General features: G+C 72.6%; 24 protein-coding genes and 2 pseudogenes. 11 read left to right on the top strand and 15 right to left on the bottom strand.

Annotated elements, in window-relative coordinates; genetic code table 11:
- Window positions 1-414, top strand: a pseudogene (locus ABD296_RS42910) (hypothetical protein); the annotation flags it as partial.
- 106 nt (window positions 415-520) lie between these two features.
- Here ABD296_RS42910 and ABD296_RS42905 read toward each other — a convergent pair.
- The 4 genes from ABD296_RS42905 to ABD296_RS42890 form a co-directional block, all read right to left on the bottom strand.
- Window positions 521-1,159 carry a septal ring lytic transglycosylase RlpA family protein gene (locus ABD296_RS42905; protein WP_344281938.1) on the bottom strand — a complete coding sequence of 213 codons (639 nt, stop codon included), beginning with the start codon at window positions 1,157-1,159 and terminating at the stop codon, window positions 521-523.
- A 482-nt stretch (window positions 1,160-1,641) separates the two neighbouring features.
- Window positions 1,642-1,932: a hypothetical protein gene (locus ABD296_RS42900; protein WP_344281935.1), complete on the bottom strand. Its 291-nt coding sequence runs from the start codon at window positions 1,930-1,932 to the stop codon at window positions 1,642-1,644.
- The gene (locus ABD296_RS42895) at window positions 1,929-2,603 is read right to left on the bottom strand and encodes a hypothetical protein (RefSeq protein WP_344281932.1); all 675 of its coding nucleotides are present in this window, start codon (window positions 2,601-2,603) and stop codon (window positions 1,929-1,931) included. Before ABD296_RS42895 ends, ABD296_RS42900 begins: the two co-directional genes overlap by 4 nt.
- 212 nt (window positions 2,604-2,815) lie before the next feature.
- Window positions 2,816-3,919, bottom strand: a complete 1,104-nt coding sequence (locus tag ABD296_RS42890) for a ferritin-like domain-containing protein (protein ID WP_344281930.1) — start codon at window positions 3,917-3,919, stop codon at window positions 2,816-2,818.
- Between the two features lie 202 nt (window positions 3,920-4,121).
- On the opposite strand from ABD296_RS42890, the gene ABD296_RS42885 reads away from it, so the two are divergent.
- Both ABD296_RS42885 and ABD296_RS42880 read left to right on the top strand, forming a co-directional pair.
- The gene (locus tag ABD296_RS42885) at window positions 4,122-5,294 is read left to right on the top strand and encodes a sensor histidine kinase (protein ID WP_344281927.1); all 1,173 of its coding nucleotides are present in this window, start codon (window positions 4,122-4,124) and stop codon (window positions 5,292-5,294) included.
- Complete coding sequence (locus tag ABD296_RS42880) at window positions 5,291-5,896, top strand: response regulator transcription factor (protein WP_344281924.1); 606 nt, start codon at window positions 5,291-5,293, stop codon at window positions 5,894-5,896. The genes ABD296_RS42885 and ABD296_RS42880 overlap by 4 nt, the downstream gene beginning before the upstream one ends.
- A 9-nt stretch (window positions 5,897-5,905) precedes the next feature.
- Here the strand turns inward: ABD296_RS42880 and ABD296_RS42875 are convergent, their stop codons facing one another.
- Window positions 5,906-6,514, bottom strand: a complete 609-nt coding sequence (locus ABD296_RS42875) for an LURP-one-related/scramblase family protein (protein WP_344281921.1) — start codon at window positions 6,512-6,514, stop codon at window positions 5,906-5,908.
- Window positions 6,515-6,643: 129 nt separating this feature from the next.
- Entirely contained in the window at window positions 6,644-7,267 is a 624-nt protein-coding gene (locus ABD296_RS42870; RefSeq protein ID WP_344281919.1) for a TetR/AcrR family transcriptional regulator, read from the bottom strand.
- A gap of 140 nt (window positions 7,268-7,407) precedes the next feature.
- Here ABD296_RS42870 and ABD296_RS42865 point away from each other — a divergent pair, with 140 nt between their 5' ends.
- On the top strand, window positions 7,408-8,742 hold the full coding sequence (locus ABD296_RS42865) for a GH1 family beta-glucosidase (RefSeq protein WP_344281916.1): 1,335 nt from the start codon (window positions 7,408-7,410) through the stop codon (window positions 8,740-8,742).
- Window positions 8,743-8,774: 32 nt separating this feature from the next.
- Window positions 8,775-9,059, top strand: a complete 285-nt coding sequence (locus tag ABD296_RS42860) for a chorismate mutase (protein ID WP_344281913.1) — start codon at window positions 8,775-8,777, stop codon at window positions 9,057-9,059.
- A gap of 4 nt (window positions 9,060-9,063) precedes the next feature.
- Here the strand turns inward: ABD296_RS42860 and ABD296_RS42855 are convergent, their stop codons facing one another.
- A complete protein-coding gene (locus tag ABD296_RS42855) occupies window positions 9,064-9,702 on the bottom strand; it encodes a hemerythrin domain-containing protein (RefSeq protein ID WP_344281911.1) in 639 nt (212 codons plus the stop codon).
- Between the two features lie 133 nt (window positions 9,703-9,835).
- Between ABD296_RS42855 and ABD296_RS42850 the strand changes: the two genes are divergently transcribed.
- Window positions 9,836-11,548 carry a protein kinase domain-containing protein gene (locus tag ABD296_RS42850; protein ID WP_344281909.1) on the top strand — a complete coding sequence of 571 codons (1,713 nt, stop codon included), beginning with the start codon at window positions 9,836-9,838 and terminating at the stop codon, window positions 11,546-11,548.
- On the opposite strand, the gene ABD296_RS42845 is transcribed toward ABD296_RS42850, so the two are convergent.
- The gene (locus ABD296_RS42845) at window positions 11,529-12,728 is read right to left on the bottom strand and encodes an FAD-dependent monooxygenase (RefSeq protein WP_344281907.1); all 1,200 of its coding nucleotides are present in this window, start codon (window positions 12,726-12,728) and stop codon (window positions 11,529-11,531) included. The genes ABD296_RS42850 and ABD296_RS42845 overlap by 20 nt on opposite strands.
- Window positions 12,729-12,763: 35 nt before the next feature.
- Window positions 12,764-15,784 carry an ATP-binding protein gene (locus ABD296_RS42840; RefSeq protein WP_344281906.1) on the bottom strand — a complete coding sequence of 1,007 codons (3,021 nt, stop codon included), beginning with the start codon at window positions 15,782-15,784 and terminating at the stop codon, window positions 12,764-12,766.
- A gap of 101 nt (window positions 15,785-15,885) precedes the next feature.
- Here ABD296_RS42840 and ABD296_RS42835 point away from each other — a divergent pair.
- A pseudogene (locus tag ABD296_RS42835) lies at window positions 15,886-16,071 on the top strand (winged helix-turn-helix transcriptional regulator); the annotation flags it as partial.
- Window positions 16,072-16,100: 29 nt separating this feature from the next.
- Here the strand turns inward: ABD296_RS42835 and ABD296_RS42830 are convergent.
- Entirely contained in the window at window positions 16,101-16,550 is a 450-nt protein-coding gene (locus ABD296_RS42830) for a MarR family winged helix-turn-helix transcriptional regulator (protein WP_344281905.1), read from the bottom strand.
- A gap of 88 nt (window positions 16,551-16,638) precedes the next feature.
- Between ABD296_RS42830 and ABD296_RS42825 the strand changes: the two genes are divergently transcribed.
- Entirely contained in the window at window positions 16,639-16,821 is a 183-nt protein-coding gene (locus ABD296_RS42825) for a hypothetical protein (protein WP_344281902.1), read from the top strand.
- 45 nt (window positions 16,822-16,866) lie between these two features.
- Here ABD296_RS42825 and ABD296_RS42820 read toward each other — a convergent pair whose 3' ends face one another.
- Window positions 16,867-17,427: a cysteine hydrolase family protein gene (locus ABD296_RS42820; protein ID WP_344281899.1), complete on the bottom strand. Its 561-nt coding sequence runs from the start codon at window positions 17,425-17,427 to the stop codon at window positions 16,867-16,869.
- Window positions 17,428-17,536: 109 nt separating this feature from the next.
- On the opposite strand from ABD296_RS42820, the gene ABD296_RS42815 reads away from it, so the two are divergent.
- Together ABD296_RS42815 and ABD296_RS42810 are read left to right on the top strand one after the other, a co-directional pair.
- Complete coding sequence (locus tag ABD296_RS42815; RefSeq protein ID WP_344281896.1) at window positions 17,537-18,196, top strand: PhzF family phenazine biosynthesis protein; 660 nt, start codon at window positions 17,537-17,539, stop codon at window positions 18,194-18,196.
- 21 nt (window positions 18,197-18,217) lie between these two features.
- A complete protein-coding gene (locus tag ABD296_RS42810; protein WP_344281893.1) occupies window positions 18,218-18,976 on the top strand; it encodes a class I SAM-dependent methyltransferase in 759 nt (252 codons plus the stop codon).
- Here the strand turns inward: ABD296_RS42810 and ABD296_RS42805 are convergent.
- Entirely contained in the window at window positions 18,951-19,727 is a 777-nt protein-coding gene (locus ABD296_RS42805) for a GNAT family N-acetyltransferase (RefSeq protein WP_344281891.1), read from the bottom strand. The genes ABD296_RS42810 and ABD296_RS42805 overlap by 26 nt on opposite strands.
- A 250-nt stretch (window positions 19,728-19,977) precedes the next feature.
- Between ABD296_RS42805 and ABD296_RS42800 the strand changes: the two genes are divergently transcribed.
- A complete protein-coding gene (locus ABD296_RS42800) occupies window positions 19,978-20,379 on the top strand; it encodes a nuclear transport factor 2 family protein (RefSeq protein WP_344281888.1) in 402 nt (133 codons plus the stop codon).
- 15 nt (window positions 20,380-20,394) lie between these two features.
- On the opposite strand, the gene ABD296_RS42795 is transcribed toward ABD296_RS42800, so the two are convergent.
- The 3 genes from ABD296_RS42795 to ABD296_RS42785 form a co-directional block, all read right to left on the bottom strand.
- Window positions 20,395-20,937 carry a DinB family protein gene (locus ABD296_RS42795; RefSeq protein ID WP_344281885.1) on the bottom strand — a complete coding sequence of 181 codons (543 nt, stop codon included), beginning with the start codon at window positions 20,935-20,937 and terminating at the stop codon, window positions 20,395-20,397.
- A gap of 179 nt (window positions 20,938-21,116) precedes the next feature.
- Window positions 21,117-21,677 (bottom strand): TIGR03086 family metal-binding protein, encoded by a 561-nt coding sequence (locus tag ABD296_RS42790; protein WP_344281882.1) that lies wholly within the window; start codon window positions 21,675-21,677, stop codon window positions 21,117-21,119.
- Window positions 21,678-22,474: 797 nt separating this feature from the next.
- On the bottom strand, window positions 22,475-23,725 hold the full coding sequence (locus tag ABD296_RS42785) for an HNH endonuclease signature motif containing protein (protein WP_344281879.1): 1,251 nt from the start codon (window positions 23,723-23,725) through the stop codon (window positions 22,475-22,477).
- Window positions 23,726-23,930 lie beyond the last annotated feature (205 nt).

The following is a 23,930-nucleotide window of genomic DNA, read 5'->3' as shown; positions in this document are numbered from 1 at the left end:
GACCCGGCGCAGGCGCTCGCCGACCGGCTCGACCTCGGCGCGCTCGCCGGCGACATCGCCGCGCGGGACGTGCCGCTGCTGCTGGTCGGCGGCGCCCGCGACCGGGTCGTCCCGGCCGGCGAGGTCACCGCGTTCCGCGACGTGCTGCAGCGGCGCGGCGCCGGCTCGGTGGAGGCCACCACGTTCCGGATGGGGCACGCGCTGGCCGCCGAGCCCGGCACCGAGGCCCGGCCGCCGATCACCGACGCCGTCCGGGTGGACGGCGTGCTCACCGACTGGTTCCGGGAGCGCCTCGCGGACGTCCGTCCCGAAACGGAAGCGGACGCCGCCCCCGCCACGGCGCCGGCCGCCGAGAAGGACACCGCGCAGCAGGACACCGCGCCCTATCCGGCGCCGGCGCACGTCACGCATTGAGCCCTCTGTAGGCGGGCGCCTCCGCGCTCGGCGCCCGCCTACAGAGGGGGGATTCCCGGCCTGCGGGCAGCATGGTGCCCCCGCATGGCGGGTCATGTGGTGGTGATCAGCCCTTCGACAGGACCTCGTAGCGGACCGGGATGACGCCCGAGCCCGTGCCGCCGACCTTCTTCATCGCCGCCGTGGACAGGTCCAGGCAGCGGCCGCCCGCGTACGGGCCCCGGTCGTTGATGCGGACGACGACCGACCGGCCGTTGTTCTTGTTCGTCACGCGGACCTTGGAGCCCATCGGCAGCGTCTTGTGCGCGGCCGTGAGCGCGCCCGGGTTGAAGGGCTCGCCGCTGGCGGTCATCTGCCCCTCCCCGTAGAAGGACGCCTCGCAGCTGCCGGAGGCCAGCGCCTTCTTCTTCTGGGTCTTCTTCTTCGGCTCGGCCTTGTGCTCGGCGGCCGCCTCCGGCTTCGCCTTCTTGGCCGGGTCCTTCTTGCCGTGCTGCGGGTCGGGGTCGCGGGGCGCCCCGCGGCTGGCCCGGGACGGCGTGGCCCGCGGCGGGTCCGCCGCCGGGGTGCTCGCGCGCGGGGCGGTCTGCGCGGCCTGGGCCGAGTCGGCCGGGGCCTTGCCGCTGTTGACGATGGCGAACGCGCCGACCGCGAGGACGGCGGCGTCGACGCCGGAGACGACCAGTGCGGTGCGCAGGCGCGGCCGTGGAAGGCGCGCGAGAAGACGACGTACGTCAGGGTTTCCCACGAAGGATCCTTCGGTAGGGGACAGGACCCCGGACGCCCGGCGTTTCTCGCCGCCGTTCTCGCGGCGCGCTCAGGCGACCTCCACGTCCCCGAGTCCCGCACCGCCCGCGGGCTTCAGCGCCCGCCTCCGCGCTCGTTCTCGGCGCGGCCGCGTCCTCGCGGCTTCGGCGTCCGGCAAGTGCGGCCGCATTGCATCTTCACTTTTGATCTCGAAAGCGGCGCACAAGTCCTTGACCGTACGTTGCGTCCCGAGTGAATCAAGCACAGGCCCCGGGTTTGTGGGGTTTGTCACCCCTCTTTTTGCCCTGTGAAGCTGATCCACTCCACTGGGTGAGCGCATTTCAAGATCCCATTTACTCGCCATGGAAGGTGTGATCTCGGACATATAACAAACGTTCGTTGGACGGCAAAACGGGGCGTTCCAGGATGCACATGGCATCTCCGGAACGCCCCGTTCGGTGGTGGTTTCTGCCCGGTCCCCGGTCAGCTCACCGAGGGCAGCTTCGGCAGGTAGACCGGTGGGCCCTGCAGCCCGCCGACCAGCCCGTCGCCGGCTCCGGCGCGGCCGGTGTCGGACGGCCGCTCCCGCGTCTTCAGCACGTTGACGACGTCGCCGATCTGCGAGTGCATCTCGTGCACGGTGCCGTTCGTCTCGCCGACGAGGCTCGTCGGCGCCGGCTTGCCGCGCCGCGCCCCCGCCCCGTCCGGCAGCACCATCGAGATCGGCGCGGCGGAGCGCAGCGAGGCGGCGTCGCCCGGCAGGCCGAGCTTCACCGCGTCGCCGAGCGGGCCGTCCCGGACCCGGCGGACCGGCCGTTCGGCAGCGCCCCCGCGGCCCCGGTCACCTGCCCGACCTTGCTGCCCGTCACCCGCTTCGGGACGGCGGTGACGCGCCCGACGACGCGTCCGGGCACCTTCGCGGCCTCGCCGACCGGCTCCGGGAACCCGGCGGACCGCGCGGCGGACCGGTCGGTCACGCCGAGGCACCCGCCGCTGCGCGGCGCGGAGATCGGCGCGGCGTCCCGGCCGGGCGTCAGCGCCATCGACTGGCGCGGCAGCAGCCGGGTGACGCGGGTGCCGTCCACGGCCTTGACCGCGTCGACCCGGCAGGCGGCGCGGGCCGAGGAGGCCGTGCCGGCCGGGGAGGCGATGCGGGACGCGGGCAGGCGCGGGGACAGCCCGGTGCGCAGCCCGGGGCGGGCGGCGGACGCGAGCGCGCCGTCCGCCGTGCCGGTCGTCAGGTCGGCGGCGCGGCCCGCGGTGTCCGGGACGGGGGCGGGCAGCGCCACCGGCGGCAGCGCGGGGCCGACCTGCCCGGCCGTCCCGTAGACGAGGTCGGCCACCGGGCCGTCCGCGGCGTTCGCGGGCGCGGCGCCGGCGGCCAGCGCCGCGGCGAGCGGGACCGCCACGGACAGGCCCAGTAGATTTCTGGCGGATCGGTTCATTCTTTTCCCCCGAGGTTCTCGGAACGACTCTGCGCGGTCTGCGTGCGCCTGCGGCGTGCGATTTCCGGCGCACCGTCGAGCGGGCACGTTAGTACAGCCGGGATGGCGCGCATGCCGAATACGGGAATCGATCAGGGGGAGACGGCAAAGATCTACGGAAAGGCGAGGCGGGGACGCCCGTGGACGTCCCCGCCTTTCACCGTGCCGTTACCTCACTCCGCGCCGAGGGCGATGGCCTCCTCGACCTCGTCCTGGCGGGCGGCCAGCTCGGCGGCGTACTTCTCCTCGTCGACCTTCTCGGCGATCTCCTCGTCCTGGCGCATCAGCGCCTCGAGGTCGGCCTTGGCATTGTCGAGGACGCCCATATCGGCATAGGCGGCCTTCACCTTGTCGCCCCAAAGGCCGACGTCCCGGACGCACGGCACGATGCGGCTGAAGAGCAGCGACTGGTAGAGCGTGTACATGTCCGAGTTGTCGACGTATTCCATGCACTTTTCCACCGGCATGTTCATCTGCTCGAACACCTCGCGGCCCTTGAACCGGTCGCGCATGAGGTAGCAGCCCTCGACCACGAACTCCTCGCGCTCGGCCCGCTCCTTGTCGGTGAGCTCCGCGTAGTAGTCCTTGAGCGCCAGCCGGCCGAACGCGACGTGCCGCGCCTCGTCCTGCATGACGTACGCGAGCAGCTGCTTGACCAGCGGGTTGGTCGACATGTCCCGGTACAGCCCGAACGCGGCGAGCGCGAGGCCCTCGATCAGCACCTGCATGCCGAGGTAGGGCAGGTCCCAGCGGCTGTCCTCCAGCGACTCGGCGAGCAGCTTCGCCAGGTCCTGGTTGATCGGGTAGTACATCCCGATCTTCTCGTGCACGAACTTCGCGTACAGCTCGACGTGCCGCGCCTCGTCCATCGTCTGCGTGGCCGCGTAGAACTTGGAGTCCAGGTCGGGAACGGACTGGACGATGCGCGCCGACACGTTCAGCGCGCCCTGCTCGCCGTGCAGGAACTGGCTGAACAGCCAGGACCCCTGGTGGCGGCCGAACTCGTCACGCTCCTTCTGCGACATCTTGTCCCAGATGTCGGAGCCGATGAGGGGGTTGAAGCTCTCCGGCAGCCCGGCGACGTTGATCGGATCGACCTCGAGGTCCCAGTCGATGCGCTTGGTGGCGTCCCACTGCTTGTCCTTGCCCTTCTGGTACAGGCTCAGCAGCCGGTCGCGGCCCTCGTCGTACTCCCAGGTGAACCGGGCGTCCCCCGCCATGGGGACGTTCCACGTCTCCGTGGGCACGGGCGTGGAGTAGAGGTCGTAGGAACTCACGGGGGATCCTCCTCGGGGGTTGCGCCGCAGCACCGCGACGCGGGTGTGCTCCGCCCACCGCTTTACATACCTTCGTAACATGTAAAGCGCGGGGAGACCAGACCCAGGGCCGAGGCAAGATGACCATGACAAAAGTCATCGCGAACCCGCGACAGCGTTCACTGGCCGTCCGACCTGGGGGTGGACGTACGATTCAAGCGCCATGACCATGAGGTTCTTCGACAACGGGGGCCCGGAGGACGCCGACCCCTGCCGGGCCAGGCGGCGGCGCTCGCTGTGGTCCGCGCTCGGGCTGATCTACTTCATCCCCATCATCGGGGAGGTCGCCGGCTACACCGGCGCCCGGCTGGCCCTGGCCGTCGTGGGGGCGGTCGCGTTCGTCGGGCTGTACCTGGCGACGCCGCTCAGCATGGCGAACTGGATCGAACCGATCCGGCCCCGCACGTACGCGCTGCTCGCCGCGTTCGCGGTCCTCAGCGCCGTCCTGCCGCTCGCGTTCGGCGGCGCATGGCTGGGCACCCCGATCTACCTGTCGATCATCGTCGCGATGACGCTGCCGATGCACCGGGTGCTGTGGGGCGTCGGCGTCGCGACGGCGCTCGCCGTGGCGCAGTGCCTGTTCCTGGGCGCGGCGGACGCGCTGTGGCCCATCGCGCTGACCACGGGGTCGCTCGGGCTGTTCATGGTCGCCTTCCGGCACGCGCGGACGCTCGTCCAGCAGCTGCGCGAGGCGCGCAGCGAGGTCGCCCGGCTCGCCGTCGCCGACGAGCGGCTGCGCATCGCCCGCGACCTGCACGACCTGCTCGGCCGCAGCCTGTCGCTGATCGTGCTGAAGAGCGAGCTGGCGCGGCGGCTCGGCGAGCGCGACACCGGCCGCGCCATGGCGGAGGTGAGCGACATCGAGTCGGTGGCGCGCCAGTCCCTCGCCGACGTCCGCGCCGCGATCTCCGGATACCGGAAGCGGAACCTCACCGAGGAGCTGGACGGCGCCCGCGCAGTCCTGTCGGCCGCCGAGACCGAGGCGGTGGTGCGGACGTCCGGGGCCCCGCTGCCCGACCAGGTCGACGCGCTGTTCGGCTGGGCGGTCCGCGAGGGCGTCACCAACATCGTCCGGCACGCCCGCGCGCGGCGCGTCACGATCACGGTCGGCCGGGCGGGCGGCGAGGCCACCCTGGAGATCGTCGACGACGGGTGCGGCAAGGCCGGCGAGGGCCACGCGCCGGGGCACGGCCTGGAGGGCCTCGCCGAGCGGGTCGCGGTCGCGGGCGGGACGGTGTCGGCCGGGCCCCGCGACGGCGGCGGCTTCCGGCTCGCGCTGCGCGTGCCGCTCGCGCCCGTCGCCGTAGGACGGGCGCCGGTAGAGTCCCGCTCGTGATCCGCGTGATGCTCGCCGAGGACCAGCGGATGGTCCGCGGCGCCCTGGCGGCGCTGCTCGGCCTGGAGGACGACCTGGAGGTCGTCGGCGAGGCGTCCGGCGGCGCGGAGGCGGTCGCGGTCGCCGCCCGCACGAGGCCGGACGTCGCGCTGCTGGACATCGAGATGCCGGGCGGGGACGGCCTCGCCGTCGCGCCGGAGCTGCGCGCCGCCGCCCCCGACTGCAAGATCATGATCCTGACGACGTTCGGCCGGCCCGGCTACCTGCGCCGCGCGATGGAGGCCGGGGCGGCGGCGTTCCTGGTCAAGGACGGTCCGGCGCAGGAACTGGCCGCCGCCATCCGCCGCGTCGTGGCCGGCGAGCGGGTCATCGACCCGGCGCTCGCCGCCGCCGCGCTCAGCGCCGGCCCGAACCCGCTGTCACCGCGCGAGCGCGACGTCCTGGACGCCGGCGCGGACGGCTCCACGATCGCCGACATCGCGGACCGGCTGCACCTGTCGGAGGGGACCGTCCGCAACTACCTGTCGTCGGCCATCAATAAGGTCGGCGCCCGCAACCGCATCGAGGCCGTCCACACCGCCCGCGCGCAGGGCTGGCTGTAGGCGTCCCCGTCAGCGGGACTGGAGGGCGTCGAGGCCGACGGCCTGGGCGACGACGAGGCGGCGGTCCAGGCGCGGGTCCTTGATGTCGACGATGTAGCGGTCGCGGAGGCCGAACTTCTTCTCCACCGAGAAGACGACCTGGTCGCCCGCGTAGAAGTCGAAGTGGTACGGCCACGCGAACGGCAGGTTCTCCGCGTACGGGATGAAGTTCCACAGGCGGCGCAGCACCGCGACGAACTTGTTGCGCTCGCTGCCCGTCGTCACGCCGAGCCCGGGCTGCTCCAGGTGCCAGGTCGAGGCGATCAGCGACTTCTTGAAGTCCTTGCGGAAGAGCCCGATGGGCTGCCCGTTCGCGTCGGTGATGTCGTAGGCCGAGGCCAGGTCGATGCGCTTGCGCGCCTTGAAGCCGAGGATGGGGCGGGTCTTGGAGTCGTCGGCGTAGAGCGTCACCTGCTCCTTGAACGCCAGCCGCTTCTGCTGCGCGAACGCCAGCAGCTCTCCCTCACCGCCGTCGGGGTTCTCGGCGTGCACCTCGTACTGGTTCACCATCAGGCGCACCCGCTGCCGGATCAGCAGCCGGTTCTGCGCCTGGAGCCGCTCTTCGTCCAGCGAACTCACCCTTGTTCCGTCGTGTTTTCGCGCGAGTCTGCCATATACGACGGCTCGTGGGTGTTTTCCCGGCAAATTGCCGAAGGCGGCCAAGCGGCGAACCGGTCCCGGGGCGGGCCGGGGCGCGCGGGGGCGCGGTCAGGCCTCTTCGATGTGCCCGGCGAGGTAGCCGTGGATCAGGCGCTCCGCCTCGGCGACGATCAACGGGTCGCCGGCCGGGTCGCGGCGGAAGGCCATCTTCAGCACCGCGTCGCCGGCCTCCACCGCGATGGCCAGGGCGGTGGCGAGGCCGGGGGTGTCCTGCACGCCGAACGTGTCGACGATCATCTCGCGGAGCCGGTCGGCGACGACCGCGTTGTTGTCGGCGTCGGAGTCGAGCAGGTTGACGTCGGCGACGTCGCCGAAGCGCAGCACCCGGAAGCCGGGCACGGTGCGGTGCATCTGCACGAAGATCTCGATGATCGCGCCGACCGTGTCGGACCAGTCGGCGAAGACGCCCTCGGCGAGCCGGGCGGAGATCCGCTCCCCGAACACCTCGAGGTTGCGCAGCGCGAGCGCCTGCGCGACGGCCCGCTTGTCGGGGAAGAACTGGTACACCGAGCCGATGGCGACCTCGGCGCGCTGCGCGATCCGCGTCGTGGTGAGGCCGTCGTAGCCGTCCTCGTCGAGGATGTCCGCGCACGCGTCGAGCATCCGCTGGACGCGTTCGGCGCTGCGGCGCTGGGCGGGACGTCGGCGGAGCGGGGTGCGGATCTCGGTCACGCCACCATTGTCACCCGAACCCGCCATGCTCGGTCATGGGGCGAGCGGGGATCGCCACCCGGCGGTCACGGGACTCTTCCGCGCCGACCACCCCGCCCCGTAAAGTCCGAACAGTATTCGCGTTCAAGGGGAAGGTACGGATGGGGCTTCCGGAGGACTTCCGGTGGGGCGTCGCCACCGCCGCCTACCAGGTGGAAGGCGCCGTGCACGAGGACGGCCGCGGGCCGTCGACCTGGGACGTCTTCGCCCACACGCCGGGAAAGGTGCGGGACGGGCACACCGGCGACGTCGCCTGTGACCACTATCACCGGTGGCCCGAGGACGTCGGGCTGATGCGGGACCTCGGCGTGAACTCCTACCGGTTCTCGATCGCGTGGCCGCGCGTCCAGCCGACCGGAAGCGGCGCCGCCAACCCCGAGGGCCTCGACTTCTACGACCGCCTGGTCGACGCGCTGCTCGCCGCCGGCATCGACCCCGCCGTCACCCTCTACCACTGGGACCTGCCGCAGCCGCTGGAGGACGCCGGCGGCTGGATGAACCGCGACACCGCCTACCGGTTCGCCGAGTTCGCCTACCGCGCCGCCGACCGGCTCGCCGACCGCGTCGGCACGTGGATCACGCTGAACGAGCCGGTCGTCGTCACCGCCTACGGCTACGCGTTCGGCGTCTACGCGCCCGGCCGGACCCTGATGCTGGACGCGCTGCCGACCGCGCACCACCAGCTCCTCGGCCACGGCCTCGCCGTCACCGCGCTGCGCAGCCGCGGCGCCCGCCACGTCGGCCTGACGAACCACTACTCGCCCGCCTGGCCCGCCGACCCGGCGTCCGAGGCCGACCAGCGCGCCGCGCTCGCCTTCGACACCTTCATGAACCGGATGTTCACCGACCCAGTCCTGACCGGCGCCTACCCGGACGTCGCGGCGCTCGGCGGCCCCGACCTCGCCCCCCACATCCACGACCTGGACATGTCCGTCATCGCCTCGCCGATCGACTTCCTGGGTGTGAACTACTACAACCCGACCCGGCTCAGGGCACCGTCCGACGGCGGCCCGCTCCCTTTCGACATGGTGGACATCACCGAGTACCCCGTCACCGGGATGGGCTGGCCGATCGTCCCCGAGGCGTTCCTGTCCCTGCTGCGCGACCTGGACGAGCGGTACGGGACCCGGCTGCCGCCGCTCTACATCACCGAGAACGGCTGCTCGTTCCCCGACGAGGTCGCCGCCGACGGCACGGTGGACGACACGGACCGCATCGCGTTCCTCGACGCGCACATCAAGGCGATGCGGACCGCCATCGACGGCGGCGTCGACATCCGCGGCTACTACACCTGGTCCCTCCTCGACAATTTCGAATGGGCCGAGGGGTACCACCCGCGGTTCGGGCTCGTCCATGTCGACTACGAGACGCAGAAGCGGACGCCGAAGAAGTCCTACGGCTGGTACCGGGACCTCATCGCCGCGTCGTCGAAGTGACGCCCAACGGGCCTTCCTGCCAAGATCCCGGTATGGATTCGCTCTCCGAGGTCCGCGCAGACATCGACGCCATCGACGCCGACCTCGTCCGGCTGCTGGCCGACCGCCAGAGGCTCGTGCGGGCCGCCGCCGCGTTCAAGACCGACGCGGGGGCCGTGCGCGCGCCCGGCCGAGTGGAGCAGGTCGTCGCGCTGGCGCGCGACCGCGCCGCGGTCGCCGGCCTGTCCCCCGACGTCGCCGAGTCGGTGTGGCGGGCGATGATCGGCGCGTTCATCGACCTCGAACTGGACGAGCACGCCCGCCGCACCGCCGGCTGACCGGTCAGGCGCCGGTGCGGGCGGCCCACAGGTCGAGGGCCTTGTACGCCGGGACCCACTCGTTGGCGTACACCGCGCGGACCGGCTCGGGCAGCGGCGCCAGCATCGCCGCGGTCGCCTGCTCGGACGCGCCGTCCAGCATCCACGGGGTGATCCGCGGCCCGTCCGGTCCGACGCGCTGCCCGCTGACCTGCCCGAAGTGCTGCCACTGCGCCGGGGTCAGGGTCGCCTCGATCAGCGGGAGCGCCGCGTCCTCCTCGTGCTTGAGGTGCCCGGTCAGCGCGGTGGCCAGGGCGTCGGCGAGCTCGCCGAGGCGCGCCGGTCCGGACTCGCGGTCGGCGAGCGCCGCGTCGACCGCGTCGACGGCCGGGTCGACCGCCGCGTGCTCGGCCTCCATCGCGTCCAGCAGCGCCAGGTCGTCCGGACGCCCGGCGAGGGCCTCGCGCATCGCCGGCCAGAGCGCGTCGTCCTCGGCGGTGTGGTGGATGTGCAGCGCCTTCTTGAACAGCTCCCAGCCGACGGCGGTGGCCAGCACCTGCCGGGGATCGTCGCCGGGGCGCTCGGTGACCTCGGCGATGTGCCGCAGCTCGCGGCGCAGCGCGTCGTGGAAGGCGTACATGCCCGACATGTCCAGCTTGCTCATCGCGGTTCTCCTCACCCGAACGGCTCGTACACCGCACTGACGGATCCCCCGGCACGGATGTGACCGCCGCGGCGAAGAAAATCGTCCGCAGATCGGTAGGGTTGCGGCCTCCCCTCGTTTTGGAGGTCCGTGCATGGCGGAGCCACGGCCGCTGCGTCCGAACGACCCGCGCGAGGTCGGCGGGTACCGGTTGACGGGACGGGTCGGCGAGGGCGCCCAGGGAACGGTCTACCTGGGCGAGTCGGACCATGGGGAGCGCGTCGCCGTGAAGGTGCTGCGCGCCGAGATCGACGGGGACGATCGGGCCCGGACGCTCTTCGATCGGGAGCTGGCGGCGGCGCGGCGCGTCGCGCCGTTCTGCACGGCGCGGGTGTTCGCGGCGGAGGCGGGCGGCGACGCGCCCTACATCGTCAGCGAGTACATCGAAGGCCCGTCCCTGCGGGAACTGGTCGCCGAGCGCGGGCCGATGCCGGAGCCGGAACTGCGGCGCCTCGCCATCGGCACGGCGACCGCGCTGGCCGCGATCCACGAGGCGGGCGTCGTGCACCGCGACTTCAAGCCCGCGAACGTGCTGCTCGGCCCGGACGGCCCGAAGGTCATCGACTTCGGTGTCGCGCGGCCGCTGGAGGCGACGTCCGCGACGCTGACGGGCGCGGTCGGCACGCCCGCGTACATGGCGCCGGAGCAGGTGTCGGGCGCGGCGGGCGGGGCGCCGCTGGACATGTTCGCGTGGGGCTGCACCATGGCCTACGCCGCGAACGGGACGCCGCCGTTCGGCGCCGACACCGTCCCGGCGATCATGCATCGGGTGCTGTACGCGCCGCCGGCGCTGGGCGCGCTGGCCGGGGAGCTGGGCGCGCTCGTCGCGGCGAGCCTGGAGAAGGACCCGGCGCGGCGTCCGACGGCGTTGCAGGTGCTGACGCGGCTGCTCGGCACCGGGCCGGGCGGGAACCTCCTGGCGGAGGGCACGTCGGCGGCGGCGACGCTGACCGCCGCGACGCTTCCGCCGTCCGCTCCCTTCGCGCCCCCGGCGACGATGCCCGGGCCGGTCCCGCCGCCCTATCGGACCGTCCCGGCGGCTCCGCCGAAAGGCAACCCGGCGGCTCCGCCGAAAGGCAACAAGGCGCTGCTCATCGTGGGGGCGGTCGCCGGCGTGGTACTCCTGTCGGCCGCGACGACGACCGCCGCCCTCCTGCTGACGGACGACGGCGGCAAGCCGTCGACACGGCAGGGGACCGACGCCGTCGTCACACCCGCCCCCACCGGCGCGACGGGCACCGGCGGCGCCCGCTGCACCTACCTGGCGCCGTCCCCCGGCGGCAAGGTCAAGGACGTTGGCACGCCGCCGGCGGTCGCGCAGGCGGCGGGCACCGTCCACGCCTCCATGAAGACCAACCTCGGCACGCTCGACATCGACCTGGACGCCGCGAAGGCGCCCTGCACCGTGAACTCGGTGATGTACCTGGCGGGGAAGAAGTACTTCGACGGGACGCACTGCCATCGGCTCACCACCGACGCGTCCCTCAAGGTGCTCCAGTGCGGCGATCCGTCCGGGACCGGGACGGGCGGTCCGGGCTACCGCTTTCCCGACGAGAACCTCGGCGAGGCCGCGTACGCGCGCGGGACCGTGGCGATGGCCAACGCCGGCCCCGGCACCAACGGCAGCCAGTTCTTCATCCTGTACGGGGACGCCACGTCCCTGCCCAAGAGCTACACGGTGTTCGGGCACGTCACGTCCGGTCTGGACATCGTGGACAAGGTGGCCAGGGCCGGGGCGGAGCCCGCGGAGGACGGCGCGCCGAAGCTGAGGGTCACCATCGAGCGGTTCACGACGTCGATCGCGTAGGCGCCTGCGCGTAGTCGGGCAGGACGATCCCCTCGGCGGTCCTGCGGGCGATCTTGGCGACCATCTTCTTGCCGGGCAGGTACGGCAGGAGCTTGTAGTAGCGGTTCAGGAGCGCGACCACGAAACGGCTCTCCGGCATCATCAGCTTGGCGACGCCGTCGCCCATCTTCTGGCAGCCCGCCACGTACTCGCCCATGACGTCCTGGTAGCGCGCGTAGGCGGCGCGGTGGTCGCCGCGCGCGGCGGCCAGTTCGCCCGCCAGCACGTAGGCGCCCACGATGGCGAGGCCGGTGCCCATTCCGGACAGGGACGACGGGCAGTACGCGGCGTCGCCGAGCAGCGCGACGCGGCCGCGCGACCAGGCGTCCATGCGGACCTGCCCCACCGAGTCGAAGTAGAAGTCCGGAGCATCGCGCATCTCGGCGAGCAGTCGGTCGCATTCCCAGCCGGTGCCGGCGAACCGCTCGGTGAGGATCCGCTGCTGCCGCGCCACGTCATGGCGGTGCACGTCCTGATCCGGCGAGCCGAAGTAGAACGCGGCCCTGGCCTCGGTGTTGTGGCGGGCGCTGTAGACCGACGCGAGCTGCCCGGCGGTCCGGTAGGCGTGCCCGGTGTACCGGAGCCCGAGATGGTTCGGCACGGTGAAGATCGCGCAGTGCACGCCGGAGTTCCGGACGAACCGCTCCTCCGGCCCGAACGCGAGGCGGCGGACGTTGGAGTGCAGCCCGTCCGCGCCAATGACCAGGTCGAACCGGCGCGGCGCGGACCGCTCGAAGGTCACCGTCACCCCGCCGGCGTCCTCGTCGAGGGAGGCGATCGAGTCGCCGAAGATGTACTCGGTGGTGCCGCGCGTGGCGTCGTGGAGGATCTGCGCGAGGTCGCCGCGGAGGATCTCGATGTCGCCGGCGAACAGGTCCGCCGGCATGGACGCCTGCGGCTTGCCGTCCTTGTTGACGTACGCCATCGCGCCCATGCCGGTCCGGGCGGCCTCGACGTCGTCGAGGATCCCCATGCGGCGCAGGACGGTGAGGTGGGCGTCGCCGCGGAAGTCGACGGCGTAACCGCCGTCGCGGAAGCCGGGCGAGTTCTCCACGATCGTGGTGGTGAAGCCGTAGCGGGCGAGCCAGTGGGCGAGCGCGGGGCCGGCGATGGACGCGCCGGAGATCAGTACGTTCTTCATGCCGGTGAGCCTGCCGAGGGGCGCTCACCGGAGGCTCACCGCGCGCTCACCGCACCGATGACCGAGGCGTCGAGACCGGCGGCGCGCAGCGCTTCCGCCCTGCTCAGCGCGGCTCCCTCCGCATACGCGGCCGGGTGCGCGGCCAGCGCCTCCGGCGCCGTCCCGGACGGGACGCCCAGCAGCGCCGCCGCCGCGCCGAGCAGCCGCGCGGCCCGCTCCGGCTCGCCCTCGGCGGCCTCCAGCTGCGCGAGGGCCTCGACCGCGCGGGCGCCCTCGAAGAACGCGCCGGTCGACGCCGCCGCACCGGCGGCCTCCCGGTACCGCGACCGGGCCGTGCCGTGGTCGCCGCGCGCGGCGGCCACGCGTCCGAGCCCGATCAGCGCGGTCGCCCGGCCGCCGACGCTCTTGATCCAGTACGGGTCGAACCGGGCGAGCGCGTCGGTGTACAGCCGTTCGGCCGCGCCGACGTCGCCGTCGAGGAGCGCGATGTCGCCGAGGCCGCGCAGCGCCGCCGCGAGATAGGTGGGGCTGCCCGCGCGGCGCGCCACGGCCGCCGCGCGCTCGTAGTCGGCACGGGCCGCCTCCCGGTCGGCCTCGATCCGGTGGTCGCCCCGGTTCACGAGCAGGTCGGCGGTGTCGTCCAGGGCGCCGAGCTCCCCGGTGAGGACGAGCGCCTCATTGGTGAGCGCGACCGCCGCCGCGCGGTCGCCGCGCCGGGCCGCGAGCCCGGCCAGCGCGTCCAGCGCCAGGGCGGTGCCCCAGCGGTCGCCGAGCGCCCGGAACCCGCCGGCCGCCGCCTCGAACTCCCGCCCGGCATCCCCGGCGTCACCGGTGGCGAGCGGGCCGAATCCGGCGATGAAGTGCGCGGCGGCGCGCGCCCACGGGTCCGCACCGTCGCGCCGGGCGAGGACCAGCGCGAACGCGGACTGCGCGTCCGGCTCGTCCGCCCTGCGCATCATCCACAGGAACGGGACGGCCGGATACCGGCCCGTATTCCCGTCCGCCCACGCCGCTTCGAGCGCCGCCTCCGCCGCCACGCGGTGCCGCCGCCACACGTCCCGTCCCGCCGCGTCCGACCCCGCGTGCAGCACGCAGGTCGCGTACTCCTCGCCGAGGCCGGGCGGGACCGGGCCCATCACCTCCAGGAGCCGGACGGCCTGCGCGGCGACGGACCCGCCGCGGATCCACAGGTAGCTCGGCAGCGACGCCGCCAGCCGCAGCCCGGTCGGCACGTCCCGCGCCTCGGCCGCCCAGTTCAGCGCGGCCAGCAGGTTGTCGTGCTCGCCCCCGAGGACCCGCAGCCATCCGAGCTGGTCCGCGCTGCGCAGATGCGGATCGGCGGCCTGCGCCAGCTCCAGGAAATGCCGCGCATGCGCGTTCCGGGCGTCATCGAGGGGTTCGCCGCGTTCGGCGCCGTACGCGCGGATCGTCTCCAGCATCCGGTACCGGCCGTCCGCCAGCTCCAGCAGCGACTTGTCCACCAGCGACTCCAGCGCGCCGCTGTCATCGCCGCAGATCCGGCGCGCCGCGTCCGGCGTCGCGCCGCCCGCGAACACCGTGAACCGCTCCGCGGCGCGCCGCTCGTCCCCGGTCAGCAGGTCCCAGCTCCACGCGACGACCGCGCGCAGCGTCCGGTGCCGCTCGTCCGCCGTGCGGCTGCCGCGCGACGGGAGGCCGAGCCGGTCGTCCAGCCGTCCGGCGAGATCACCGACGTCCATGGTGCGCAGCCGCGCCGCCGCCAGCTCGATCGCCAGCGGCAGATCGTCGAGCGCCGCGCAGATTCGCCGGACGACCCGGGGGTCCGCCGTGAACCCGCGCCGGACGGCGGACGCGCGCGCGGTGAACAGCCGCACGGCCGCGTCGCCGTCCAGCGGCCGGACGGGCCACAGGCTCTCGCCGGTGATGCCGAGGGGTTCGCGGCTCGTCGCGAGGACGCGCAGCCCCGGGCACGCCGCGAGCAGCCGCCCGGCGAGCGCGGCGACCGCCTCGACGACGTGCTCGCAGTTGTCCAGGACGAGCAGCAGCGACCGGTCGGCGAGCGCCGTGACCAGCCGGTCCTCCGGCCCTTGCGCGGCGTCCGCGGCGTGCAGGGCCGCTTCGCGCAGGGCGAGCGCGCCGAGCAGCGCGCGGGGCAGCGCCGCGCCGTCCCGCAGCGGCGCCAGCCCGGCGAAGCACGCGTCGCCGCCCGCCCGGCCCGCCACCTCGACGGACAGCCGCGTCTTCCCGACTCCGCCGGGCCCGGTCAAGGTCACCAGCCGCGCCGAAGTGAGCAGATCCGCGACGCCTTCCACGTCGTCTTCGCGTCCGATGAGGGCCGTCAGCGGCGCGGGCGGCCTCGCCGGGGCCGGGGTCGGGTCGCCGCGCAGCAGGTCCTGGTGCAGGGCGGCGAGGTCGGCGGACGGGTCCGCGCCGAGCTCGTCGGCGAGGCGCCGCCGGGTCTCCTCGAACACCACGAGCGCCTCGGCCCGTCCGCCGCCGTCCCGCAACGCCCGCATCAGCAGGACGGCGAGGCGCTCGCGCAGCGGATGTCGCCCGAGCAGGTCCCGCAGTTCGGGCACCATGTCGCGATGCCGGCCCCGGCGGAGGTCGGCCTCGATCCGGTCTTCGAGCGCGGCGAGCCGCCGCTCTTCGAGCCTTACCGCCTCGGTCTCGGAGTGTGGCACGTCGGCCAGCGCCGGGCCGCGCCACAGATTGAGGGCCTCGCGCAGCAGCGCGGACGCCCGCTCCGCGTCACCGTCGCGCAGCGCTTCCCGGCCTGCGTCCGCGAGCCGCTCGAACCGTCCCGCGTCCACGTCGTCCGGACGCACCGCGATGCGGTAGCCGCCGCCGGTCCGCTCGATCGCCGCGTCCGGGCCGAGCGCCGCCCGCAGCCGCGACACCTGGGAGTGCAGCGCGTGCCCCGCCGTCCCGCCCTCCGCCAGCCGGTCCGCCGGGACCGCTTCGCCGGGCCGGACGAGCAGCAGCGCCAGCAGCGCCCGCCGGGCGGGACCGCCGAGCGGCACGTCCTCCCCGCCGTCCCGCCACGCCCGGGTCTCGCCCAGGATCCCGAACCGCATGCCCGAATCATCCCAGCCCGGCGACTCCGAACGGATTATCGACGGCGTAGCGCCGGCACCCGTCCGCCCCGCGCCTCGCCACATCCGTCGCGGTGCCCTCGATGTGCACCGGGGCGCCGTCCCGGCCCCCACGAACACCGCTCCGTCCTCGTACAGCTCCGCCACCGCCTCTCGTCCGCGCCGGCGTGCTCGACCGGCGGCGCGAACCGGGCGTGCCGCCGCGCACCCGCTACCGCCTCACCGACCGGGGCCGACGCCTCGGGCCGGTGCTGCAGGCACTCTGGGGGTGGGGCGCCCGCGGCGCCCTAGCCGCTGGTCAGGGGGTGGCGGCGGCGATGACGCGGGTGAGGGTGCCGTGCAGGTCCTCCAGCTCGTCCCGGCCCATGCCGAGCCGCTCCATGATCGTGGCCGGGATCTTCTCCGCCTCCTCGCGGAGGGCCCGTCCCGCCTTGGTGACGGTGACGGCGAGCAGCCGCTCGTCGCGGGCGTCGCGCTCGCGGCGGACGAGCCCGGCGGACTCCAGCCGCTTGAGCAGCGGCGACAGCGTCCCCGGATCGAGCTGGAGCAGCCGGCTCAGCTCCTTGACCGACAGCCGCCGGTGCTCCCAGAGCGCCAGCATCACCAGGTACTGCGGATGCGTCAGGCCCATCGGCTCCAGGATCGGCCGGTAGAGCGCGAGCACGCTGCGCGACGCCACCACCAGCGCGAAGCAGACCTGGTTCTCCAGCGCGAGCGGGTCGGGAACGTCGCCCAGATCACGTGCCACGGGTCCTCCGCTCGCCGGGTGCCTCGGCTATAAAGATTACTACGGCAACGTTTTGTGCACCAATGATTGGTGAGGCAACGGAGGACGCATGTTCGGCAGGGCACCCCTGGAAGAGCGCATCGCCCGCCGCCAGGCGGAACTCGGCCCCCGCCCCGCCGAGTCCGGCGGCCAGTTCGACCACCCCACCGCCAAGTACCTGTTCATCGGGCTGCTGGTCGTGACCGTGGCCGCCCACGTCATCGGCGGCGTCCTGTTCGCCGTCATGGGCTGAGGCGGGACGCATGGCACTCCGCCGGCCGCCGTTCCTGGTCATGGGTCACTGAGCCGCGAGCCCGGCCGTCCACTCCGCGCTCGTCATGACGTCGGCCTCGCGCGGGAAGAACTGTTCCACCAGGAACCGGTGCATCTCCTCGTCGGCGTCGTCGCACCCGTCCGACAGGACGATCTGCGCATACTGCCGCTCCGTCGCGTCCCGCAGGGTGCTGATGACGACGCCGCTGGTCGCGAGGCCGGTCAGCACGAGCGTGCCGGCACCGCGCGCCGTGAGCAGCGCGTCCAGGTCCGTGCCGGCGAACGCGCTGAAGAACCGCTTGTCGAGGACGGGTTCGCCGGGGCGCGGCGCGACCGCCGGATGGATGTCGCTCTCCGGGTTCGACTCGGTGATCGTGTCCGTGCCCAGCAGGCCCCGGAACGGCTTGTTCAGCGGCCCGATCTCGGGGTGGCCGTCGCGGTGCCGGACGCGGACGTGGATCACCGGCACGCCCGCCGCGCGGGCCGCCTCGACCGTCCCCGCCAGCCGGGACAGGTACGCGTCCGCCCGGTCTCCGAGCTGCGCCGCCACGGCGCGCTGCACGTCCATCACCAGAAGCACTTGCATGTCGCGGTTCACGGCGGACATGACACCGCCCGACCGGGCCGGGCGTCCAACACCTGTTCGGCCATTTCGACAACCCGTGGTTGTCGTCGCAGCGTGATTGACTGCCCGGATGATCGACTATGAGGTGTTGCGCGTGTTCTGCGACGCCGGCGGAGCGCACGGCAACCGGCTCGGCGTCGTCCGCGACGGCGCCGCCGTCCCCGGCGAGGCCGCCCGCCAGGCGGTCGCGAGGGAGCTGGGCTTCAGCGAGACGATCTTCATCGACGATGCCGGGGGCGGCGCCATCGACATCTACACGCCGTCCGCGCGGCTGCCGTTCGCCGGGCATCCGTGCGTCGGCGCCGGCTGGATGCTCGGCGTCCCCGCGCTGGTCACCGCGGCGGGCGTGGTGGACGTCCGGCGCGAGGGCGACCTCACCTGGATCACCGGGCGCGCCGACTGGGCACCCGGCCGCACCCTCCGGCAGTACGGGTCGGCGGAGGAGGTCGACGCGCTCCCCGTCCCGCCGCCGGGCGAGTGGATCTACGCGTGGGCGTGGCAGGACGAGCCGTCCGGCCGGGTCCGCGCCCGCGGGTTCCCCGGCCGCGGCGACGGCATCGACGAGGACGAGGCGACCGGCGCCGCCGCGCTCCTGCTGACCTCCCGGCTCGGCCGCCCGCTCACCGTCACCCAGGGACGGGGCTCGCAGATCATGACGGCGCCGCGCGCCGGCGGCCTGATCGAGGTGGCCGGACGGGTCCGGCGCGAGCCGCCCGGGGAAACCGGTTGACGGTGCTGCGAGCATGGCCCCATGAACCGCACCTTCGATGACCTGGTCGAAGAGGCCGATTCTGTGTCCGTCGACGGCTGGGACTTCTCCTGGCTGGAGGGCCGGGCGACCGAGCAGCGGCCCTCGTGGGGCTACCAGCGGCTGATGAGCGAGCGGCTCGGCACGGCCACCGCGGCGCTGGACGTCCAGACCGGCGGCGGCGAGGTACTGGCCGAGGCCGCCGCGTTCCCGCCGACGATGGTCGCGACGGAGTCGTGGCCGCCCAACGTCGCCAAGGCCACACGGCTGCTGCACCCGCGGGGCGCGGCGGTGGTCGTCCATCCAGAAGAGCCGCCGCTGCCGTTCGCCGACGGTGCCTTCGACCTGGTCACCAGCCGCCACCCCGCCGTCGTCTGGTGGAGGGAGATCGCCCGCGTCCTCGCGCCCGGCGGCACCTATTTCGCGCAGCACGTCGGGCCCGCCAGCGTCTTCGAGGTGACCGAGTTCTTCCTCGGGCCGCAGCCCGCCGCGCGGAGCAAACGCGACCCGGAGATCGAGAGCGCGGACGCCCGCGCCGCCGGCCTCGACGTCGTCGACCTGCGCCTCGAACGGCTGCGCATGGAGTTCTTCGACATCGGCGCGGTCGTCTACTTCCTGCGCAAGGTGATCTGGATCGTTCCCGGCTTCACCGTCGAACGCCACCGCGACCGGCTACGGGACATGCACGAGCTGATCCAGCGCGACGGGTCGTTCGTCGCGCATTCGTCCCGCTTCCTTATCGAGGCGCGCAAACCCGCCTGAGTGGGGACTGCCGCGAAATGTGCAGGATCTCGGCCACGCGTGCATAACCGGCGCGCCGGTAGATGCGTTCCGCGCCGTCGTTGTCCGGCATCAGGAACGGCGTGGTGATCCCGCCGGCCAGGGCTTCCCGCGTGAGCCACGCCGTCACCGCCGCCGCGATCCCGCGCCGCCGATGGGACGCGCGCACGCCGACGCCCGCCAGTTCGCTGACGCCCCGGTGCGGCGGCCCGAACTGCCCGGCACCGACGCCGTCGCCGCTCGCCGCGTCCACGGCCAGCGCCACCAGCCCGCCGCGCTCGACGACCCGCCGCAGCCGCGCCACGTCGTGCTCCGTTGCCTCCGGCATGCCGTAGGCCTCGCTCTGCACACGCGCGACCTGCCACAACAGCGCGTCATTCGCGGCTTTGACGACCTCGACCGGGTCGTCCACGGCAGGCATCGGCGGCGCCTGCGCGCAGGTCAGGATCGGTAGCCGCCGCTCCGGCCGGAACCCGGCCGCCAGCAGCGCCGCCTCCACGCCGGGGGCCGCGGCGGGCAGGTACTCCAGCCGCGGCGTCCGGCGGCGGTCCTCGAACGCCGTGATCAGGTTCGCGACGTCCCGCGAGGTGGGCCGGGCGCCGTCGTCCGGAACGGCGTAATTGAAGAACAGGCCGTCGTCGTGCTCGTCCAGCCTGGCCAGGAACGGCGGAACGCGGACGGCGCCGTCGCCCGCGGCGGCGCGCAGATAGGCGTGCACATCGGATTCGAACATGGTGAGGAGACCCCTACTGGTTCGGGTGAATGGAACGGCGGCGTGCTCGGGCCGATCCGTGACCAGCACCGGACGGCGGTCCGGTGGTGTGCGGCGGCCCGTCAGCGGGTCGCGGGCACAGGCCTCACTCCTCAAGATCGCGATCGGACGACGGGGTGAATCTACGTCATGCCGGCCTCCGCGACCACCGGATAACCCTGCGGGGAGGTGTACGGTAGGTGTACGCCGTACTCTTACGAGGAGTGTCCGCATGAGCATCCGTTCCGCACGCGACCTGACCGACTTCCTCGCCGACTACACCCGCGACATGGCCGTCTCGGACGAGGAACCGGCCGCGATCCTCGACCGCTACTTCGTGCCGGACTTCGAGTACTGCAACGACGGCCTCGTCATCGACCGCCGGCGGATGATCGAGCACGTCGGACCCGTCCGCAAGAACATCGACAGGGCGGCGACGGCGGCCGCCCACCAGGCGGGCCTGGAGATCCACGAGGCGATGGTCTCCGGCGACCGGCTGGCCGCGCGGTACACCCTCCGCACCAGAATGCGGAAGGGGAAGACGTTCGCCGCGGAGATCTACATGTTCGGACAGCTCGCGCCCGACGGGCGCATCCAGCGAGTCGACCAGATCACCAGGCAACTCGATGAATGAGACGGCGAGCGGGACTCAGGCGCCGGCACCCCAGTGCGGGTACAGATCGCGCAGGACGCCGAGCTCGGCGGCGTGGTGGGTGAATTCGTCCAGCACGTGCAGCGCGGTGTCGATCACCGGGTAATGCGAGTAGCCGAAGAAGGCCGCGCCGGACGGCTCCCACCAGCGCTCATCGGCGATCGCGCCCAGCGGCTCGCGCCAATGGACACGAAACGCCGTCTCCAGAAACTCAATGCCGCCGGCGGCCGTTCCGGAGAATTCGACGTCGTCCAGCGTGATGTTCCGGCCATGGAAGAGACGGGTGCCGTAGTCGACGAACGTCAGCCCGGCATGGCCCATGCGCCACGCAATGGTCGCCACCGGCACCGGATCAGGAGCGGGCCCGCCGCCGCCCTCCGCGTCGATGAGCCACCGGCCCCCGGCGTCCGGCCGGAGCGTCCAGCCGCCCGGCGCGGGTTCCCACAGGTACTCGTCGTCGGCGAGCCCCTCCAGGCGCCCCCGCGTCCGCTTCCAGACCTCGTCGAACGTCCGGCCGATCGAATCGCCCACACTGGTCATGAGGCCAGTACATCACGCTTCACACAAGCGCACGCGGCATTTATCAGAATGGCCGTGCGACCGCAAAACCGCACCCCAAAAGCCCGTCCACGCTGAACAACGGCATTGACCGGAAACCGTTCTGACCATGCCGGACGACCCGCCGCCATGACACCACGAACGCTCTTCAGCGGGTCCGATCAGAGGTCACGGCCGAGAAAAGCCAGCAGCTCACGATGCGGAGCCGCCCCGTCCGGCGCGTGACGCTCGGGACCGAACATGCCGGGCCGACGGAACGCACCGAAGTCCATCCCCCGCATGACCGCGAGCAGGTCCCGGCAGGCGGCCTGATCGACGAGCGCCTCGCGGCCGGTGGCGACGGCCAGGTCCGCACCATGGGCGAGCAACTCGGTGAGGTGGATGAGCGCCGCCATCGGCCCCGGCACCACACCGAATCCCAGCCGGACGTCCTTCTCGAGGACGCCCGGACGATGCCAGGCCGCGCGGTCGAGATCGACGGCCGCGCCGAACGCCCCCTGCGGGTCATTGCCGAGCCAGTCGTCCTCATGACGGCCGCCCGCGTCCGTGCCATCGAGTTCGGCGGCGAAAATCCGCATGCCGCCGACGAGGTGGTTGAGTGCGGTCCGAACGTCCCAGCCCGCGCAGGGCGCAGGCGCGGCGAGCAGATCACCGGTGATACCGCCGACGACGTCCGCCGCCATCACCAAGGCACGGTCGATCACGTCGATCACGTCCGTCACGTCGCCCTCCGAGGCACTAATGCAGTTGTTAGCTGCGTTTGACGAGACAGTAGCTCAGGGACCATCACAAACACAAGTCATAACTGCGTTAGTGGAACCGACATGAGCTGTGCTCACAGGGGACGGTGCCGGCGGGGTCTTCGTGCCCTAGGCAGTGAGGGTGTTCGGGCGGTGGGGGCGGCGCTGCGTACGGGGCCGCCCCTCCAAAGTCAAGGGCGCCTTCGGCGTCGCTTCGCGATGGACTTCGTCCACCCTTGACTTTGGAGCCTCTGCGGCCCCTGAGGCAGCGCAAAGGGGCAGGCTCCGCCTGCCCCGCCTGGTCGCGCCGCCCCCACCGCTCGCCCACGAACGGGTCGGACACACATAGGCGAGATCGACGCCTGCGTCCTCTGCCTACCGGCCACTCCCATCGCCGTGTTCGGAGACGAGGGCGGCTTCCACGCCTCACCCTGCCCGACGACCCCAACGACCTGGTGCGGGCCGCGCATGCGGAGCTCGGCGAACGGTTCGCCAGCTGGATCGGGCGTTTTGTGGACCTGTGATCGCGACCGCAGCTCGCCCATCGGGGAGACGGAGAAGACCCCAACGACGGTTCCGCACCCCAGCTCCCGCTACAGGGGCACCTCCGACCGCCCTGCCCCCGGCATCAACCTCACGCCCCTACAGCGCACGAAGGTTGTGGCTGTGGTGGGCAGGGCCGAGCAGCCGCGTCGGCGATGCGCCAAGACCGGTCGGTCGTTCGAGGCGATCGCTGCTGCGGGCATGCGTCAACCCGGTGTGGTGCTGGGGAGTAGTGATCAGGCCGCCCAGGCCAGGCGCGTGGGTGGGCCAGTGTCGCCGGGTGGCCGTCTGTCGGACGGTGGCAGCAGCCGGTAGACATAGCGCCCATCGGGATCTTTGCTGATCCCGATCTGGTCTGGACTGGTGTGTTTGAAGCGGTTGTGCCATCCGCAGGTCAGCGCGAGCTGATCAATGTCGGTGGGTGAGTGGCCGAGGGCCCAGCCGTTGACGTGGTCGACTTCGCACAGCGTCCCGGGGATCTCGCACTCGCGTACCGCGCAGGTCGGATACTGCGTCTCCAGTACCTGCCGTTGGGCGGCGCTGGCGAACCGCTCCCGGTAGCCCAGGTACAGCGGCGTGTGCCCACGTCCAAGGATCAAGGGGGAGACGCCTGCGGTGAGGGCGAGGCGGCGGGCCTGGGCGGCGGGGATCGGGGTCCCGTCGGTGAGGCGGGCCGGAGCATTGCCGCCGGTGAGGGTCTCCAGGTCGCAGATCACGGTGACCTTGGTGGCCTTGTGTCCACCCGACAGCACACTCGACAGTGCCGCCGCCGTCCGCTCGGCGACGTCGCGGTGGTCGTCGGGCCCGGCCGGCTTGGCCAGCGGAGCCAGAGTGCCGTCCCAGATGGCGGCGTCCTCGGCGTTCAGCCAGCCCTTGATGTAGCGGCCGCCGTCCAGGGACCCGGTACTGGTGATCCAGGACTTCGCGTAGCCCCGCTTGACGTCTTCACGGGGTGCGGCCTCTTTGCCGTCGCGTTCGGCGATCACATCGCGGATGCGGCGGCCGAACACCGCCACCTTCGCCGCCGAGAACCCCTGCTCGACGAAACCCAGCAGAGTCATCTCTGCCCCTGCGCAGTCGGCGTCCTCCAGCCGCGCCACACTGCTGGCGACCGTGGTCGCGTAGCCGTAGGACAGCTCCCCGGTCGCGAGGCGTTCGGCAACCTGCGGGAGGCGGTGCCGCTGGCGGGCGAGGATGAGGCGTTCGGTGGTGCGGTTCTCCCGCATGCCGAGCCGGGATCGTAGCCATGCCCGGGTGGAGGGGTATCCCCAGCGTTTCTGTTCGCCGGTCGTGTCGACGCGGCGAATGAAACCGGCGAGGGCGCTTTCTTGGATATCGCAGGCGGCGGCCAAGGTCTCGGCGAGTTCCAGGCACGCGGCCGCCGATTCGGGGGCTTCTCGCTGGGCGAGTTCAACGGCGATCGCTGAGACCGCGTCCACCAATTGCGTGGTGGACGCGGCCTCAAGGTCGACCGTCACTGATTGCATAGGTAAAGCATACCCTACGCGACCGACAAATGTCGGGTCGACAGGCCTTTATTTCGATGCGCTGAAGAAGAGTATGGCCAGGCATACTTTCGGGATACTGATCATTCTCGACCGGGTTCGCGGATTACCATTTTGTGGGGATTTGCGAACACGCGGGCGTGGGCGGGCGGTGGGGGCGGCGCGACCAGGCGGGGCAGGCGGAGCC

This window comes from Actinomadura napierensis, assembly GCF_039529375.1.
Taxonomy (GTDB): domain Bacteria; phylum Actinomycetota; class Actinomycetes; order Streptosporangiales; family Streptosporangiaceae; genus Spirillospora; species Spirillospora napierensis.
Note: the sequence above shows the minus strand (reverse complement) of the source record. Positions and strands in the feature narration are given on the sequence as shown.

What these genes read in the sequence shown, in the direction of transcription:
- ABD296_RS42785 (WP_344281879.1), bottom strand. Translation starts at nt 23,725, where the DNA reads ATGCAATCAGTGACGGTCGACCTTGAGGCCGCGTCCACCACGCAATTG.
- ABD296_RS42865 (WP_344281916.1), top strand. Translation starts at nt 7,408, where the DNA reads ATGGGGCTTCCGGAGGACTTCCGGTGGGGCGTCGCCACCGCCGCCTAC.
- ABD296_RS42860 (WP_344281913.1), top strand. Translation starts at nt 8,775, where the DNA reads ATGGATTCGCTCTCCGAGGTCCGCGCAGACATCGACGCCATCGACGCC.
- ABD296_RS42815 (WP_344281896.1), top strand. Translation starts at nt 17,537, where the DNA reads ATGATCGACTATGAGGTGTTGCGCGTGTTCTGCGACGCCGGCGGAGCG.
- ABD296_RS42800 (WP_344281888.1), top strand. Translation starts at nt 19,978, where the DNA reads ATGAGCATCCGTTCCGCACGCGACCTGACCGACTTCCTCGCCGACTAC.
- ABD296_RS42825 (WP_344281902.1), top strand. Translation starts at nt 16,639, where the DNA reads ATGTTCGGCAGGGCACCCCTGGAAGAGCGCATCGCCCGCCGCCAGGCG.
- ABD296_RS42840 (WP_344281906.1), bottom strand. Translation starts at nt 15,784, where the DNA reads ATGCGGTTCGGGATCCTGGGCGAGACCCGGGCGTGGCGGGACGGCGGG.
- ABD296_RS42895 (WP_344281932.1), bottom strand. Translation starts at nt 2,603, where the DNA reads ATGAACCGATCCGCCAGAAATCTACTGGGCCTGTCCGTGGCGGTCCCG.
- ABD296_RS42805 (WP_344281891.1), bottom strand. Translation starts at nt 19,727, where the DNA reads ATGTTCGAATCCGATGTGCACGCCTATCTGCGCGCCGCCGCGGGCGAC.
- ABD296_RS42845 (WP_344281907.1), bottom strand. Translation starts at nt 12,728, where the DNA reads ATGAAGAACGTACTGATCTCCGGCGCGTCCATCGCCGGCCCCGCGCTC.
- ABD296_RS42855 (WP_344281911.1), bottom strand. Translation starts at nt 9,702, where the DNA reads ATGAGCAAGCTGGACATGTCGGGCATGTACGCCTTCCACGACGCGCTG.
- ABD296_RS42820 (WP_344281899.1), bottom strand. Translation starts at nt 17,427, where the DNA reads ATGCAAGTGCTTCTGGTGATGGACGTGCAGCGCGCCGTGGCGGCGCAG.
- ABD296_RS42885 (WP_344281927.1), top strand. Translation starts at nt 4,122, where the DNA reads ATGACCATGAGGTTCTTCGACAACGGGGGCCCGGAGGACGCCGACCCC.
- ABD296_RS42850 (WP_344281909.1), top strand. Translation starts at nt 9,836, where the DNA reads ATGGCGGAGCCACGGCCGCTGCGTCCGAACGACCCGCGCGAGGTCGGC.
- ABD296_RS42795 (WP_344281885.1), bottom strand. Translation starts at nt 20,937, where the DNA reads ATGACCAGTGTGGGCGATTCGATCGGCCGGACGTTCGACGAGGTCTGG.
- ABD296_RS42810 (WP_344281893.1), top strand. Translation starts at nt 18,218, where the DNA reads ATGAACCGCACCTTCGATGACCTGGTCGAAGAGGCCGATTCTGTGTCC.